Annotated in this window: 12 protein-coding genes; 3 read left to right on the top strand and 9 right to left on the bottom strand. The window is 37.9% G+C overall.

Translation table 11 applies throughout. From position 1 onward, the window contains the following. The first annotated feature begins 213 nt into the window (after positions 1-213). From AEA42_RS18630 to AEA42_RS18640, 3 genes are all read left to right on the top strand, one after another. Positions 214-3249 (top strand): efflux RND transporter permease subunit, encoded by a 3036-nt coding sequence (locus tag AEA42_RS18630; RefSeq protein ID WP_055648517.1) that lies wholly within the window; start codon positions 214-216, stop codon positions 3247-3249. 45 nt (positions 3250-3294) lie between these two features. After that, a complete protein-coding gene (locus AEA42_RS18635; RefSeq protein WP_055648518.1) occupies positions 3295-3948 on the top strand; it encodes a MarC family NAAT transporter in 654 nt (217 codons plus the stop codon). Positions 3949-4040: 92 nt separating this feature from the next. Then, positions 4041-4607, top strand: coding sequence for a TetR/AcrR family transcriptional regulator (locus AEA42_RS18640; protein WP_055648519.1), 567 nt, complete (start codon positions 4041-4043; stop codon positions 4605-4607). A gap of 129 nt (positions 4608-4736) precedes the next feature. Here AEA42_RS18640 and AEA42_RS18645 read toward each other — a convergent pair whose 3' ends face one another. The 9 genes from AEA42_RS18645 to AEA42_RS18685 all read right to left on the bottom strand — a co-directional run bounded on the left by AEA42_RS18645 (position 4737) and on the right by AEA42_RS18685 (position 16580). Next, positions 4737-6377, bottom strand: coding sequence for a methyl-accepting chemotaxis protein (locus AEA42_RS18645; RefSeq protein ID WP_055648520.1), 1641 nt, complete (start codon positions 6375-6377; stop codon positions 4737-4739). Positions 6378-6599: 222 nt separating this feature from the next. Beyond that, complete coding sequence (locus AEA42_RS18650; protein WP_055648521.1) at positions 6600-7022, bottom strand: hypothetical protein; 423 nt, start codon at positions 7020-7022, stop codon at positions 6600-6602. Positions 7023-7081: 59 nt separating this feature from the next. Beyond that, a complete protein-coding gene (locus AEA42_RS18655; RefSeq protein WP_055648522.1) occupies positions 7082-7960 on the bottom strand; it encodes a hypothetical protein in 879 nt (292 codons plus the stop codon). A 124-nt stretch (positions 7961-8084) separates the two neighbouring features. Then, positions 8085-9137, bottom strand: coding sequence for a DUF823 domain-containing adhesin (locus AEA42_RS18660; RefSeq protein ID WP_055648523.1), 1053 nt, complete (start codon positions 9135-9137; stop codon positions 8085-8087). Between the two features lie 154 nt (positions 9138-9291). Beyond that, positions 9292-10320: a hypothetical protein gene (locus tag AEA42_RS18665; protein ID WP_156312376.1), complete on the bottom strand. Its 1029-nt coding sequence runs from the start codon at positions 10318-10320 to the stop codon at positions 9292-9294. Between the two features lie 83 nt (positions 10321-10403). Next, on the bottom strand, positions 10404-13529 hold the full coding sequence (locus tag AEA42_RS18670) for an inverse autotransporter beta-barrel domain-containing protein (protein ID WP_055648525.1): 3126 nt from the start codon (positions 13527-13529) through the stop codon (positions 10404-10406). A 45-nt stretch (positions 13530-13574) separates the two neighbouring features. Continuing rightward, the gene (locus AEA42_RS18675; RefSeq protein ID WP_055648526.1) at positions 13575-13964 is read right to left on the bottom strand and encodes a helix-turn-helix domain-containing protein; all 390 of its coding nucleotides are present in this window, start codon (positions 13962-13964) and stop codon (positions 13575-13577) included. 114 nt (positions 13965-14078) lie between these two features. Next, positions 14079-16235 (bottom strand): EAL domain-containing protein, encoded by a 2157-nt coding sequence (locus tag AEA42_RS18680; protein ID WP_055648527.1) that lies wholly within the window; start codon positions 16233-16235, stop codon positions 14079-14081. A 27-nt stretch (positions 16236-16262) separates the two neighbouring features. Continuing rightward, the gene (locus AEA42_RS18685) at positions 16263-16580 is read right to left on the bottom strand and encodes an EAL domain-containing protein (protein WP_055648528.1); all 318 of its coding nucleotides are present in this window, start codon (positions 16578-16580) and stop codon (positions 16263-16265) included. Between the last annotated feature and the right edge of the window lie 110 nt (positions 16581-16690).

Raw genomic sequence — 16690 nt, forward strand, 5'->3', positions numbered from 1 at the left:
CGGTCAACTGCTGATAATTCATGGTAGTACTGCTTGTTTCTTTGGCGAGAAGAGCGTACCACTTTTAGCAGTTGGCTTCCTCTTCTACACCTTTCCATGAATGTCGCACTTATTATCTGAAATCGGGCCCAAAGATAAAATCGTTATTGCTGGCGTAAATGCGTTAAAAGATGGAGATCTTGTAAGGCCACTTAACGCTGATGGAGTAAGCAAATGAACATTGCAGCCTATTCAATAAAGAAAAGGAATAGCCTTTGGGTTATGATATTTCTGTTATTAATTGGAGGTTTTATCAGCTACAAGGGGTTAGGAAGATTCGAAGACCCTGAATTTATTATTCGACAAGCTGTCATTATTACTCCCTATCCAGGCGCCTCTGCCATTGAAGTTGCAGATGAAGTTACTGAAGTGATTGAGACCGCAGTGCAGTCTTTACAAGAACTCAAAGAAGTTAAATCCATTTCTAAACAAGGAAGTTCAGAGGTAACGGTTGAAATCAAACTCGATTTTTCGAAAACCAAAGCTGAGCTAGACCAAGTTTGGGATAAGCTGCGGCGAAAAGTATCTGATGCACAAAGAAATCTCCCCAGCGGGGCGGGTCCTTCATTTGTGAATGATGATTTTGCAGATGTTTATGCCCTCTTTTACGCTATAACTGGTCAAGGTTATACCGATAAGCAGCTCAATGACTATGTTAAGTTTTTACAGAAGGAACTGGCATTAGTAAAAGGTGTCGCAAAGACTGCAACTTTAGGCACAAAATCAGAACAAATTTTTATTGAGCTCTCTTCAGAACGTTTGCAACAGTATGGTGTGAGCCTTGAGCAGGTTTACCAAACACTGAAAAACCAGACATTAGTAACTTTAGCAGGAGACATCGAACTCGATGGTATGCGTATTCCTGTGCTCCCTAATAATACAGTGTTGACTATCGATGACTTAAAAAAGCTTAAAATTGGTATCAATACAAATGGCAACTTATTACAACTTAATCAGATTGCACATATCTATCAAGGATATAAAGAGCCAGCCAATGTTTTAATGACATACAACGGTCAACATGCTATCGGCTTGGGCATTTCTAATGTTTCTGGTGGAAATGTGGTTGAAATGGGTGATGCTGTTAAGCAGCGTTTAGCCGAACTTGAATCACAGCGCCCCTACGGCATGGAACTGAATGAAATCTCGATACAATCCGATTCAGTTCGAGCATCTGTTGCTAACTTTGTCGATAATCTAATCGCAGCAGTCGTAATTGTATTTGTAGTGTTATTAGTCTTTATGGGAGTGAGATCAGGCATCATTATTGGTTTTGTTTTATTGTTAACCGTCGCAGGTACATTAATTATCATGTTGATTGATGATATTGCCATGCAACGGATATCACTTGGTGCCTTAATTATTGCGCTTGGCATGTTAGTTGATAATGCCATTGTGGTGACTGATGGTGTATTAGTACGTCTACAGCAGGGACAAGACAAAGTCACTGCAATAAATGAGGTCGTAGATTCAACCATTTGGCCACTGCTCGGTGGCACTGTGGTGGGTATACTTGCTTTTAGTGCAATCGGTTTGTCCCCAAGTGATATGGGCGAATATGCAGGTTCCCTATTCTGGGTTATTTGCTACTCGATGTTGTTAAGCTGGTTGTTTGCTATCACTATTACCCCTCTTTTGTGCTATCAATTTTTAAGTGTTGATAACAACAAAACGGCAACTAAAGAAAGCCGCATCTTAGCTTTCTATCACAAAATTCTTATTTTAGTTTTACGCAATCGGTTAATCTCTGGAGCAGTATTGCTTGGGTTGTTAGTGCTAGCCGTCGCGAATATGGGGCGCATACCTCCTGGTTTCATGCCGGAATCACAAAGAGCTCAATTTGTCGTTGATGCATTTTTACCTCAAGGCACTGATATCAGTAAGACCAGCAATATGATGGTCAATATGAGTCAGTTTGTTAAGCAGAAGGAACACATTACCGATGTAACGTCTTTCATTGGCAGTGGTGGCTTGAGGTTTATGTTAAGTTATGCCCCTGAGCCAAGAAATTCAGCCTATGGTCAATTGTTGATAGATGTTGATGATTACAGAAACATCAATAAATTAGTTGACGAGTTACAAACCGAATTATCGCAACAGTTTCCCAATGCATCGATTAAAGTGTGGAAGTTTATGCTTGGCCGCGGTGGCGGTAAGAAAATAGAGGCGGGATTTTCAGGGCCTGATCCTAAAGTACTCAGAGCACTCGCTGAAGAAGCCAAAGCACTCATGAACGCTGATAATAATCTGATAGCCGTTCAGGACGATTGGCGCCAACAAATCCCTGTTATCAAACCCAATTACCTATCAGAAATCATGCAACAACAAGGCTTGACCGCAAGGGAATTAAATCAAGCTATCGCTCAATCATTAAATGGACGGCAAATCGCACAGTTCCGCCAGAATGACGAGCTTATTCCTGTTGTGGTAAGAGCCCCAGAAAATGAGCGGAGACATGATAGGGTCATTGAAAATGTCAGTGTATACAGTAATCAAAGTCAGGCTTTCGTCCCGATGAGTCAATTCGTTTCAGATGTAGGGCTTGAATGGGAAGACTCGTTAATCCGTAAAATCAACCGTATGCCGACTATACTTGCACAAGCAGATCCTGCACCAAGCGTTTTAACTAGTGATGCTTTCAATAGTATTAGGCATAAAATTGAGCAAATCGCGTTACCTGATGGTTATCAGTTGACTTGGTATGGCGAATATAAAGCCTCAAATGATGCGAATGAAGGGATCGCCATTTCTGCGCCTTATGGATTTGCAGCAATGATCTTAGCGGTCATTTTTATGTTTAATGCATTCAAACAACCTATGGTTATTTGGATGACAGTACCACTAGCTGTGATTGGTGTTGTCGTAGGGTTAATCATATTTCAAACACCCTTTGAATTTATGGCAATCTTGGGCTTTTTAAGCTTGATAGGCATGATGGTCAAAAATGCTATTGTGTTGGTTGATCAAGCCGATAATGATATTCGAGAAGGTACGATACCCTTTGATGCCGTGGTCGGTGCCGCCCTGAGCCGAGCTAAACCGGTAGTATTAGGCGCTGCAACCACGATTATGGGCGTAGCTCCCTTACTCTTAGATCCCTTCTTCAAAAGCATGGCTGTCACCATCATGTTCGGATTGTTGTTCGCAACAATATTGACACTGATTGTGATCCCGCTGCTCTATGCCGTGTTATTTAGAATCCAAAGGTAATTCAAACGGGAGCCTTAGGGCTCCCCTCCCATATAGGAGAACCTGATGTTTTTTCAAGTCACATTACTCGCTTTCACAGCCTTGCTTCCCATGGTCAACCCACCAACAACAGCAACGTTATTGCTCGGATTAACACGAGGACGAAGCCAAGCCTACATTAATCAACAGGTCAATCTGGCAGCTATTTGGTTATTTTTAACGCTCTGCGTGACCTTTTTTATCGGTTCATCCATCCTCGATATTTTTGGGATCTCAATCCCAGGGTTAAGATTAGGTGGAGGTCTTATCATTGGCTTTATTGGTTTTAGAATGTTATTTCCAAACCAAACAACAACCAATAACACTGAAGACGATGCAAGCATAGCCTTTGTACCTCTCACGATGCCAAGTATGTGTGGCCCAGGAACAATGGCATTAGTCATCAGCGGTGCAGCAGAAATATCTGATATACCTGAAGAAATTAATCGTATTCCTATTTATGGCGGAATGGTTACGGCATTTGTACTTATCAGTATCACCAGTTGGTTGGTCCTCAGAATGGCCCAGCCAATCTGTAAATTCATGGGTAAAACAGGTATCGATGCATTAACCAGAGTAATGGGATTTCTGCTTGTCAGTATGGGGATGCAATTTATGATCAATGGTGTAAAGGATTTGCTCACAGATCCAGCATTTCGAGTCCTATGCAATGCTAACTAATGTTGTAACGCTCATTTGACGACTTTTATCCTATGTACTTAGGAGATATAGTTAGCTCTTTATCTCCTTCACATGCTTAAAGGGTTGTATTTATGTTATCTAAGAAAGATCAAATTCTGGCAGCTGCTGAAAAAGTCATTGCCCAAAATGGATTTGATGGACTTTCTATGCTGCAAGTCGCTAAGGAAGCAAACATATCCACAGGAGGTATTTACCTCTATTTTAGCGGTAAAGATGAGCTTGTTGTGGAGTTGAGGAAAACTGTTATCGCAAATTTAGCGCAAGAACTACTTCACGGGATTAGTGACAATCATTCTTCATGGGAGAATTACCGCATCGTTTGGTTTAATATCGTGAAATACGGTAAGATCCGTAGTGATAACAAAATCAGCTTTGAACAATATCAGAAATTACCTCAAGTCTCCTATGATAGTGTTAATCAGTATGAAAAATTGCTGTTTGCTCCACTTTACCAAATATACCTAAAAGCAATTTCAAAGGGCGAGATTCTCAACATCGACGTCAATTATCTTATAGCGCTTTCTCTAGAATCTGCAGCTGCATTAGCACGTTATGTTCGTCGCGAATCAATACCCTATGATCCCATTAAACTCGATGAAATCTGCAGAATGAGTTGGCAAACTATTTGTTGTAAATAATCGATCTTGCTCTCAATTAATTGCGATCATTTAATATGATGATTACAATTAATTGAGAGGTATTAATACAATGATGGTCCTATGCCGAGGTGATTTTGAATATAAACCTTAAATCTTCTAGGAAGAGGTTTAAATACGAAACTTTCTTACCACATCCTGTAATTGCGTGGCCAGATGATTTAAATCATTACATGCCATTGCCATCTGCTTAGCACCCGTTGCGACCTCTTCAGAAGCTTCACTAATATTTGTCACATTACGATTTAGCTCTTCACTCACAGCCCCCTGCTCTTCCGTTGCAGTAGCGATAAGAATATTCATTTCAGAGATATCACTAACTGAACAGCTGATCTTTGCAATCGATTCACCCGCTTCCTGTGCTTTGTTAACCGTTTCAATCATCATTGCTTGGCTTTGTTGCATAGTCTCACCAGCTTCATTAGCCCGTAACTGTAATTCAGAAATGATGTTTTTAATTTGTAAGGTCGAGTCCTGGGTCCGTTTAGATAAGGTTCGGACCTCTTCAGCAACAACGGCGAATCCCCGGCCTTGCTCTCCAGCCCTCGCCGCTTCAATAGCAGCATTTAACGCTAATAAGTTAGTTTGTTCTGCAATACCTTGGATCACCTCTAGGACTACACCAATATTCCGGCTGTCATCACCTAATTTACGGATCACCGCGGCGGTTGTTTCAATAGCACCAGCCACCTTATCAATCCGGTCAATAGAATCATTTACAGTAACACTGCCTTGTATTGCTGTATCACTTGCCTGTGTTGCAGCGTTAGCCGCATCATTAGTATTGCGAGCGACATCATGCATAGTGGTTTGCATCTCATGCATTGCGGTTGCCAACTGGATCAACTCATTTTGCTGTGTCTGCATATTGTTAGATGATTGCAAAGCAACTGCGCTAATCTCCTCAGCGGCAGTACCAAGTTGCACTACCGAGTTAGCAACCTCATTAACCAACATCCCCAAGTTATCTTGCATCTCATTAAAGCTCTCCGCCAGTTGACCAAACTCATCACTGGCAAAAGCATTAACATCTAACTTATTTGTTAAATTACCTGCTGAGACCAGTTGAGTTTGCGCCAGTAACCGCTTTATGGGTATTTGGATCTGACGGATAAGTAAAAACGCCATTGTCAACACAAAAAAGATGGTACCAAGCCCGACTATAATGCTTAGCATTTTATCGGTTGTGTAGGTCTCCATGCTCTGCAAAGCCATTTTCTGCGCGGCACTATCGTTTTCACGTCGTAAAATTAGCGTTTCTTCAGCTGCTACTTCTAGAGTTTGTTTGGTCACTGTTTTGACCATAGTGTTAACTGTCGCTATATCGCCTTTCTCAATCGCAGCCATTAACGAAGCATGTAAAGCAAAGTATTCTTTAGCGGCTTCACCAAGTTCGATAAATTGTTCTCTCTCTTGATCAGATACAAATTCCAATTTGGCATATTGTTGCTTAGCAGTTTCAAATTCATGTTTCGCTTGTTCAAAATGCTGCTTGCTGATCTCCGTTGCCGCTTTATCTCGTGTCATTACATCAATCACCAGATTCAGTTCAGCACGGCGTGCATCCAGTAATGCAACGTGCATTTGAGTCGATGCTCGAATAGATGGGATCAGATTTTCAGTCATCTTAGTGGTATTATTATGCAAATTACCGAGTTGTATAACTGAAAACCATGCTAATCCTAAAACCAGCAAACAAAGGATAAAAAATACAGAGATCATTTTCTGTATTATGGTCATATATTTAAACATAAAAACCTACTTTAAAATCATAAATAATGTAAATGTATAATCACTTTTTATCCTTAATAAATATATACGTCTTCCGTTGAAGCAGCCTATCCTTAATGGACAATCACCTTAATGATCAATGTCATTAAAAATTTCAAACAAAAAAGTGGGTGAAAAATCAAAATAGTTCATCCCTGAACATCAATAATGGCACTCTAGCCATCAATTCACTTCCATAAACGATTAACTAACTTTCGATTGCCGTTTCAATTGGCACTTAGCGATATAATCAGTTTGTTTACTATTAAGGATTGGTTCGGTTTCATCAATCACGGTAATTTTATTACCAAATGAATCCATAGCATATACCATATCAAACTTATACCCTTCTAACTTACCAGCAATTGGCACTTTAAACTCAAATTTACTATTAGCTGCTATTTTTCCAAAAGGCCAGAGTTGAGGTGATTTCGGGTAACAATCGCTACTAAGCGGAGTCACCACTATATAGCCTTGATGCACATCTTGGTCGCCTTTATTTTCTAAGGTACCGCCCACAAAAAAATCACCATTCATCCCTAATCCCATATGAAATTTTAAATATAGCTCTGAATAAGCAAACGCTGACTTACAATAAAATAACAAAAACAATAAAAAAAATCTCATTAAGTCACTTCTAAAAATCATAAATTATTAAACCAAAAATTAATGATATTGCTATAAACTTAGTTTTTAACACATGCAACTTGAGTATTTGTTGTTCCAATTGTGACATCTACATTTCCATTAGCCATTACAACATTTTGGTATCTGCCCATACCTACATTGACAGGATCTTCTTCGCTAGTCCTATAACGATAAGAGCTGCCACCACAGTAGCCTCCAGCCATAGGCCAACCATACTTTGTACACATATCAAAATGAGTTGTAGAATTAATATTTATCGCTGCCGTGGCCTCTTTATATACTTCTTGAAGTTCTAAAACTGTCGGAAGTCTTCCTCCACCATTCGCACATAAACTAATTGCTTCATTATACAAATGCACCGATTTATCTGGGATAAAGAATTTATCAATTAACTGAGAACGGATACTTATGCCATTATTCCCAGAAATTGGCAGACCTTGCTGTGGAACTCCTGTAATCGATTTTGGGATTATATTCACAGTTAACATCTGTCCACCATGAATACTTAAAGGTGTAAAGCTACTGCCTACCTCAACTATAACTCCGTCAATCAACCATTCTGCTATTGTTCCACCCTCAATATCTCCATCTGCGTCAAAATAACTTTTACTTAGATAATCATTCACTAACAAATCTTTAAGTTCAATGTTTTGCCCTACTTTCACAATATCAGAAACGAAATCTGTTGCTCCAACTTCTTTAGTACCTAAAGGTAAATCAGGTTGAAATATTAAAACGGGCATACGCCCTACTGCTGGAAGGGTCTCATTACTTTCAACACTATTTGCTGCCTGTAATGGGTTTATTACTGAGAGTAACAAACCCATTATACTTAATAATCTTGTAGCCCATATTGGAGCTTTATGGATTAAATTACACTTCATTTTTACACTCTCTAAAAAAAGCCACATAGTCATCCGTTTTCATCCTTATACCTTGAATCAAAATAAAATAAGGGTAATGAGTAAATAACTGTGTGAATGATATAAATTATAACTTATTTCGGCTAATTAATTAAATACTAAGTCAGAGGTTTAAGGTTTAAGGTTTAATAAGGCTAACAACTACCTTAATCTTTTTGCCTTGGTCTTCCACTCTGGGTGTAAAGGTATTTATTCCATCTTTAATTACGCCAGTGGTGATACCATCGGCATACCACTCAAAGCGATAATTTGCCAAGTTAGTGTCAGTATTTGGCACAAAAGTAAGATTGGCAGTAATTTCATCAATCGTTACTACAGGGCGGCCTGTTGAACTGGGGCCATTAATTTCGAGAGTTGCCGAAGAACCATAGGTTAATGTTACCGCGGTCGGTAACTCTGCGGGACCATCAACCGTAGTACAAGCGGTATGGTATGGACTAGTATCGTGCGCGAATACATATTCACCACCATCCATCATATTAACATCATAATGTCCTTTGCTGACTGGATCTTGCGTACTTGCCCAATATGATGCGCTTCCACCTCCGCAGTGTCCCAAAAGCGGCCAGCCATATTTTGTGCTCATTTGTTGATTCATGCTACCAGTGGTGTAATCCTTAAATACTTTTTTAAGTTGCTCTACTGTAGGTAAATGAGCCCCTTTTGCTATGCAAAATGCATTGGCATCGCTCCATGTTCGCGTCGTTGTATCTGGCATAATAAATCCGGGGATTGCTTGTAAATTTATGGCAACCGTCACGGGTGCTACAGGCTTTATATCACCGATTTTGGGATCACCTGTTACAGATTTCGGTATAACCTCAGCACGAATATTAAAATCTGTACAGGCATTACCTGTACCGGTATTGTAATTATAAATAGGTGTATATGCCTTACCCATTTGCCCTGTAACGGGGGAATCGTTGTAATACCATGTCACACTCGGGGCAGCCTCGACATCTTGATCCGCATCTGAATAATCATAAACAAGCGTTAAGGTCTCACCTAACTGCGGAGTGGGCTTATCTATTTTAACATTGGAAATAACAGGTTTATGGCCGACAATTTTTTCGGTCAGTTGACTGTTATTTGCGTACACTTGGTCAGCGTTGCTAAACACCAATAGACAGATCAATGCTTTAAAAGCGTGATATTTATATTTATTCAACATAATGATGACTCAAGCAAATATAACGACTACATATAAACTAAATGCTAGCGTTAAATTAACTCTTAACAGTTTCAGCCAATAGCTGACTAAAACAAATAAATCCCATTGCCAGCATCAAGTGTTAACCTTGATGCTGGCTAATTAATTTTGATTTTTATGGTTTAACTGTTGCTTCTACTGCAATAGCCAAACCTTGGTGTTTGGTATGTGGTAGATAGGTCGCATCAGTCACCCCATCAGTAATATTGGTATATGTGGTTCCATTATCTGCTGTTGACTTCCACTGTAGGTTATAAATGGCTGTATTACAGATACTGAAATCGGTAACTGGCGCACCTTCAAACTTACATTCTGCCGTCATGGTACTCTGACCAACCACTGGACGGCCATCAGAGCCTATTCCGTGTTTGGCCTCATCAGCGGCTGGATTGATAAATGTAACCCTGACATTTGCTGTAGTTGGGTCAACAACCTCACCACCGGTACCGCCACCGGTTAAGCCATTACTATTGATAGTGACTTTAGTACCAATTGTCCCCACACCATTCTTCGGTTCTACCGTCAGTTCAACAACATTACCCACATCAGCAGCCGTTAGCAGATATCCATCAACAACCTCAGTAGTTGTGACGGAAGGCTCAGCAGATACTCCTGCAGCAGTTTGACCAACGCGGCCCCATTTGTAGGTAGATTTGTCGGTATTATCACCGCCATGTGAGTCAAAGCTATAGGTGGCACCGAGTGTTTTGCCTAGTTGTAAAATGCCCGTCATCTTTAAGTTTGTAATTTCCGGAACAGCACCAGGTTTAAATTGCACTACACCAAAATCAACAACTAATGGGTCGCCACTAATAGGATCGCCCGACGTTGTTGTTGGAATAATTTCCAAGGTGAGCTTTTTATTAACTGATGCGTTATCCGTAATTAAGATAGGGTAACTTAATCCTGTCGTGCCAGTTGGATTACCATCAAGCTTCCAGACATAATTACGAGCGTCCTCAAGATCACCATCGTCATCTGTAAAGATAAAATCACTCGCATTAACGGTAATGGTATCGCCGAGTTGTATAGCAGCAGGCTTAGTACCATTAAAGGTGAGTTTAGGCTTATGGCCCACCACTGCAGGGGTGACCGGAGACATTGCCGCTTGTGCAACGCCCACTGCAAGTACAGAGCTTATCATTGCTGATAGAATTTTTTTATTTAATGTCAACACGTTACGTCTCACTTATGTTTAATGATATTTAATACAATACTTTGTTTTAATTAAGGTTTTAATGTTGCTTCAACAGCAACAGGAAGACCTTGGTCAGTTGCCACTGGCGTAAATTTATGATTGACAGCCCCAGGAACAATTCTTCCATTGACATACCAATTCAAATTAAAGCGTGTATCACAGGGCGACATTGACGATTCACCTAGGATTTGGCACATAGCCGTCATTTCATCAACATTAGCTACAGCTCTAATATTCTCTGTGCCTGTGTAAGCTCCCCCATTTGTTCCATTAGCCAAAATTGTCGCACTAGAGGTATAGTGAATTGCGACTTGGATATTGTTTGGATCTAATACTTCACCGCCATTACCACCGCCCGTGGTGTCATCACCGTTAGCCGCCCCTTGGCTGCTGTTCACCGTTAAGGTGTTACCAGTAATGGCAAGGCCGTTCTTGGCCTGCACGGAGACTTCCTTGATCTCACCAATGTCTGCTGCCGTCAGGCTCACCGCAGGCACTTGGCCCGAGGTGGTTACCGAGGCGCCGGCAGCCACAGTGGCGGCGGTATCACCTTTATTACCCCACACATAGGTGGACTTATCATTGCTGTCGCCACCGTTGGCATTAAAGCCATAGGTTGCACTCAAGCTTTGGCCGACTTCTAACTTACCCGCGAGACGCAGATCAGTAATCTGCGGCCCAGCCGCAGGGTCAATGACCGTATCGCCTTTGCCGTCGCCGTCCGTGTCACTGCCGCCCGTGGTGTCATCACCGTTACCAGCCCCTTGGCTGCTGTTCACCGTTAAGGTGTTACCGGTAATGGCAAGGCCGTTCTTGGCCTGCACGGAGACTTCCTTGATCTCACCAATGTCTGCTGCCGTCAGGCTCACCGCAGGCACTTGGCCCGAGGTGGTTACCGAGGCGCCGGCAGCCACAGTGGCGGCGGTATCACCTTTATTGCCCCACACATAGGTGGACTTATCATTGCTGTCGCCACCGTTGGCATTAAAGCCATAGGTTGCACTCAAGCTTTGGCCGACTTCTAACTTACCCGCGAGACGCAGATCAGTAATCTGCGGTGATACAGAACGATTATTTAATGCAATATCTAAGCTGATCGATGAAGACCGATTAGATGGTCCAACTGTACTTAAAGTGAATTTTTCATGGAATAAATTTGGAATTGAAATTCCGTCCTTCACTGTAAACTTTAACTTCTCAATCCAAATTTTCTTACTTTCGGAATGACTATAAGAATATTCGGCATAACGGCCAGGTAAGCGTTCAACATCAAAAAGTTGTAACTTTTTCAGTTCAATGTCATTAGGTTTGTAAAAGTCCCAATTAGTTGAATCACTTTTGTCATGAATAATAAAAACCCACTCAAGAACAAAGCTTTTGGGAAAGTTTTCTATTGACACGTCTGGTTTGTCGATAGAATCGACTTCAATTTCAGGCGTTAATGAAAAAATCCTTTCAACAACTCTATTACTATCAATTGTTACTTTTACTGGAATTTTATCAGACTCGTAAATATTACCTTTTTCATCTTCCACTTTAAGATAAAGTGGAAAGTCAACTCCAGAGTTGATGAACTCTAAAGCTATTTGAGGTAACGTAAGGTTTGCATTTTTACTATAAATATTATTCAAACTACGACTTAACAAAGGATCAGGGCTCATCCAATGGTACTTAACAATATTTCCATTTGAAATTGATACTGTAGGATTAAGCGTAATCATTTGCCCAGAAAAGCCGACAATAGGCAGATGCTTAACCGATACGATTCTCGCTTTTTCTTTATACTCTAAAACAATATTGTTATTACGCTCAACAGAGTCATAACGCATACCTTGCAAATTTCGTGTTTTAGCAACGTTTTCTGATTCAAACATTTCAGAAAAACTAGCACCAATTTGCCAATTAAAGTTTAATGTTGCTAATGTATTGTCTTGCTGACTTGCAGCCCATGTATGATCTACATTTAATGATAATAGGGGTAATGGTTGCCATTCGACCCCCAAAGATGCCGCTGAAGGATTGTGCAATCTATTACCATTATTCAACAAGTCAACCTCATCTCCAAAATATTGTTCATATTTTGCATTAAGGCCTAATTGAGGATACTTTTTTAAATAATATGCAGCTTGAATATCAAAGCCTTTTGCAGCCCTTTCCTCATAATTATTCAATATTAAAGAATCTTTCCAATCACTTAAAGGAAAATAATAGTTTGTAGTAAATTTTAGGTTATCAGCCCAAGATTCAATACCCAAGCCTAAACGTTGGTGTCCAGGTGATTTTTCGTTTGAAAGTAATACATCCCAGAAAGCATTATAACCAAACATCCAACGTTCAAAAAAATGTCTTTGGCCAATACCCATATTAACTGTTGTATGATCATTAAACTTTTGATGATGAACGCCAATTTGGCTGAAAAACAACTGATTATCTACATCCACTAATGGCGCTAAGAAATCAACTCCATAATCATCAACTTCAAAGTTTTCATTCAGATTAATTTCAATTTCAGCAGAGCCGAATCGCTTAAACTGATCATTTAAAATATTTTCAGCTTGGGACTCTACTAATGACAACCCTTGTTGTTTCCAATATTTGATTTCACCATCTACTACATTTGTAGATGGTGTTTTCGTAGAATCTCTATTATTGACACTATTATTAACAAGCCAATCAGAATATGTATCGCTATTATTCCCCCCAGAAATAGACTTGATGTATGAAGAGTACTGGCTAGACTCCTTTTCGGTTGAATACTGATTTCCAACGCGATTCAAGTTCTGCGCAATAGTCTTATTGTCAATTACTTTACTCGATTTTGTTTTGACATCACCTAAATCTGGCAAGTTGAAGGTGACATTTTTCTCAGGAAAATAAATAACTTGCCCAGATTTTATTTCTTCAGCTGAAACAATAGGTTCTGGTGAATCCTTATTGATTAAAATCAATTCATCAACCGTTAAACTATTCTTCTTTGCAAGGCTATACAAAGTATCACCTTCAACAATGGTATAAGGCAATAACTTTACTTGTTTATACTTTCCTACATGATCAACAGCCAATGCCAATGGCGATAGAAAAACTGCATTTCCATAAAGAACCAACAAAACTGTTGCTGTTATTTTATTAATCTTAAAACCAATTACAGAACTCATAATAAACCTTAAACAATAAAAACTTTAAATAATAATAAGTTTTAACTATACTTTAGAAATAACTAACAGATCTACTTTATCTGTAGTAACTTTTTGATAGTTTGCTACTTCAGGAGCAAGCATATACCCATAGCAATTGATTGTTTTCAAATCATCATGACAATCAATAATTGAAAGTAATTTTCTCAACTTTGAGACTGAAACAGATAATGTATTATCAGTTACAAACTTATTTTCCCAGCACATTTTTATTAATTCAACCCTGCTTAATGGAACATCTAAACTTTCAAATAGAGCTATTAATAATAACAATTCATTCCGACCAAGCCTACAAGACCTATCGAAAACTAAATTAGAATTTGATAATTCAAATTTTACCAGTCCCGATTTCATGTCAACTAATATTAAAACATTACTTTCTTTAAAATCGACCATGACCTTCCCCAAATATCAACTAAAAAGATAATATCAGAAAGCCCAACCTAATTAATGAAAAATTAGTGAAAAAAACATGAATTAATTCAAATAAATATAAACATAATCAACAACTTAACCATTTATAGTTTTTTGATTATATATATTTAAAAAATTGAAATAATCTTCTACAGGAAGGGGTTTGCTGTAGATATAACCTTGCACATAATCAAAATCTATTTTTTTTAAAATTTTTAATTGAGCCTCTGTCTCAACACCTTCAGCAACAACTTTCATTCCAAGTTTATGAGCAGTATCAACAAATGAACTAATAACTTTGATATCTCTTGACTTTAAGTTTTTAAAGAATTCTCTATCAAATTTTATCGTGTCAAAATGTAGTGTCGAAAAGAATCGCAATGAAGAATATCCTTCGCCAAAATCATCTAAAGAGACTTTTACACCAATATCTTTTAATTTGGCAATTATTTCAGAAAGAACATTATAATCCTTAACTTGCTCGAATGCCGTTTCAGTTATTTCAAATTCAATCAACTCCGGTGGTATATTATGTTTATTTAAACAAGAACTAATGCAATCAACCAATTCAGGCTCAAAAATATAGTATCTAGAAAGATTCACTGAAATTGGCAGTGCAAAATCTGGTTTAAACTTAATCATTGAGGCAAGATAACTACATACTCTTTCGAAAATATATAAATCTAACTTGGAAATAGTGCCATTTTTTTCGAAAATTGGAATAAAATCACTAGGTAATACATATTGACCATTGTAAAACCACCTGACAAGGGCCTCCCCTCCTACAACCAAATTTGATTTTAAACAAATTTTAGGTTGCACAAAAAATTCAAATTCGTTTCTATCAAATGCACTTATCATTGTTGCTTCTATCTTTGACATTTTTAGATATGCGTTTAATTCTTCCTTAGAGTAATTTCGATAAAAATGTCCCGTGGATCTAAACTTATAAATATCTCTAACAAAAATGGATTTTTTTATAGCTTCATGTAATTTTTCATTTTTTTCTTCGACTTTATAAATGCCAAAAAAAAGACGCAATGAAGTATTTTGAGAACAAAAACCTGTGTTTATATTCTCAAGCTTATACAATAAACTTTGTTCATTTTCTAAATTAACAAGCATAATAAAATCATCTTTACCATTGTGAAACAATTTGACACAATCAAGAAAAGTGTTATTTACAATGCTGGCAGCTTTAACAAGAAGTAAATTCAACTCTTGTTCCGTTATTGAAACCTTTAAATAATCATAATTTTTCAAACAAAATGACACTACGAAACCATTTACATTGACCATAATATCTTTAGATAAAAATTCTAAATTAGGTAAACTTGTAACCTCATTAAATTTAGAATCAATATCACTATAAAATAACTTCGGAAATATTACATACTTTAAAAACAAAAATATAATCAAAATAGAAGCAAAAGCAAACCCATACAAATATTTGAAAATATTTTTATTTGATAAGTCATTCAAAACAGTGAAAACCTCCCAGCCATTATATTTTATCTTTTTTGAATTAATGTAATACTTTCCTCCATTAATAGTAATTTCATTGGAAAAAACTACATGAGAGTTTATAATTCCTTTAAATGTTTTAGTTAAAATAGAAGAGAAATTTGAAATAACCATTTTCCCATCTTCTTGTTTAATGTAAGAAAATCCATGCTCAGTAGCATTGTCTAATCCAACCAGCTTCGAAACCACATCTTTTTCGAGTGCAATAGTTGCAACACCAATAATGTCTCCTGAGTAGTAAATTGGTGATGAAAAAACAATAATCTCGTTTTCTGACCATGCATCATTTATTATTTTCGAGACATTTAACTCTCCTGACAATGACTTTCTAAAAAAATCACGGTGTGCTAAATTCTTATTTAAATTATCACTGGTAATTGCATTTCCATCTACGTCAATAATAGCCACTCTTAAAGCATCAAAATGCTCGCGAACAGAAGTGGCCTGCAAATCTACGAGCATTTTCTTATAATTATACTCGCCATTAGGATTGACCAATTCTTTATCAGACTCAACTAGACGTACGGACTGACTTAACCGTTCTAGAATATAAGTTAATCCAGATTCAATACTTAAAGCGTTTCTCAGGGTCATTTCATTTAAATAATTTAATGAAGATTCCTCTATACCTCTATTTGAGAGAGATAAAAAATATACACAAAAAACAATACAAACACTTAAATATAGTGCAAGCTTTATTTTTTTAGCGTATATTTTTAAAGTTTCCATATTTAAGCACCATGATTAATATCAGTATTAAGTATTGTTTTTTATCTCATAAAATCCTTGTAGATGCGTAAATGGTAGTTCCATTACGTAGTTATATTCGTCCTTCGTTTCAACTCTTTCCGCAACTGTTGACACCTTCATTTCAACTAGATTATATAAAAAATGTACGAAATCACTTGTAAACCCATTATCAATTCTTTTCTTCATCAATGATTTACAATCAAATTTAATATAGTCATAAAACTTTAAAGCACTTATATCAAAATTTTTTGTGTCAAACTTATCTAAAGCTATCTTTATACCATCATCCTTAAGGCGATACTTAGCCCTGAAGGATCCCCTCATAAATCAGCCATAGCATAGCCATATTTGAGCAACTGATTGGCGAATAATACCCAGGCCGCCAGCAATTCTTTCTCCGTGATTTGATAATCAGGCCGCCTGAGTACCTCCAA

Source organism: Shewanella sp. Sh95 (assembly GCF_001308045.1).
In the GTDB taxonomy this organism is placed as follows: domain Bacteria; phylum Pseudomonadota; class Gammaproteobacteria; order Enterobacterales; family Shewanellaceae; genus Shewanella; species Shewanella xiamenensis.

Bases quoted from the DNA above. Each gene is read 5' to 3' on its own strand.
- AEA42_RS18630 (WP_055648517.1), top strand. From the start codon at position 214: ATGAACATTGCAGCCTATTCAATAAAGAAAAGGAATAGCCTTTGGGTT.
- AEA42_RS18635 (WP_055648518.1), top strand. From the start codon at position 3,295: ATGTTTTTTCAAGTCACATTACTCGCTTTCACAGCCTTGCTTCCCATG.
- AEA42_RS18640 (WP_055648519.1), top strand. From the start codon at position 4,041: ATGTTATCTAAGAAAGATCAAATTCTGGCAGCTGCTGAAAAAGTCATT.
- AEA42_RS18645 (WP_055648520.1), bottom strand. From the start codon at position 6,377: ATGTTTAAATATATGACCATAATACAGAAAATGATCTCTGTATTTTTT.
- AEA42_RS18650 (WP_055648521.1), bottom strand. From the start codon at position 7,022: ATGAGATTTTTTTTATTGTTTTTGTTATTTTATTGTAAGTCAGCGTTT.
- AEA42_RS18655 (WP_055648522.1), bottom strand. From the start codon at position 7,960: ATGACTATGTGGCTTTTTTTAGAGAGTGTAAAAATGAAGTGTAATTTA.
- AEA42_RS18660 (WP_055648523.1), bottom strand. From the start codon at position 9,137: ATGTTGAATAAATATAAATATCACGCTTTTAAAGCATTGATCTGTCTA.
- AEA42_RS18665 (WP_156312376.1), bottom strand. From the start codon at position 10,320: ATGATAAGCTCTGTACTTGCAGTGGGCGTTGCACAAGCGGCAATGTCT.
- AEA42_RS18670 (WP_055648525.1), bottom strand. From the start codon at position 13,529: ATGAGTTCTGTAATTGGTTTTAAGATTAATAAAATAACAGCAACAGTT.
- AEA42_RS18675 (WP_055648526.1), bottom strand. From the start codon at position 13,964: ATGGTCGATTTTAAAGAAAGTAATGTTTTAATATTAGTTGACATGAAA.
- AEA42_RS18680 (WP_055648527.1), bottom strand. From the start codon at position 16,235: ATGGAAACTTTAAAAATATACGCTAAAAAAATAAAGCTTGCACTATAT.
- AEA42_RS18685 (WP_055648528.1), bottom strand. From the start codon at position 16,580: ATGAGGGGATCCTTCAGGGCTAAGTATCGCCTTAAGGATGATGGTATA.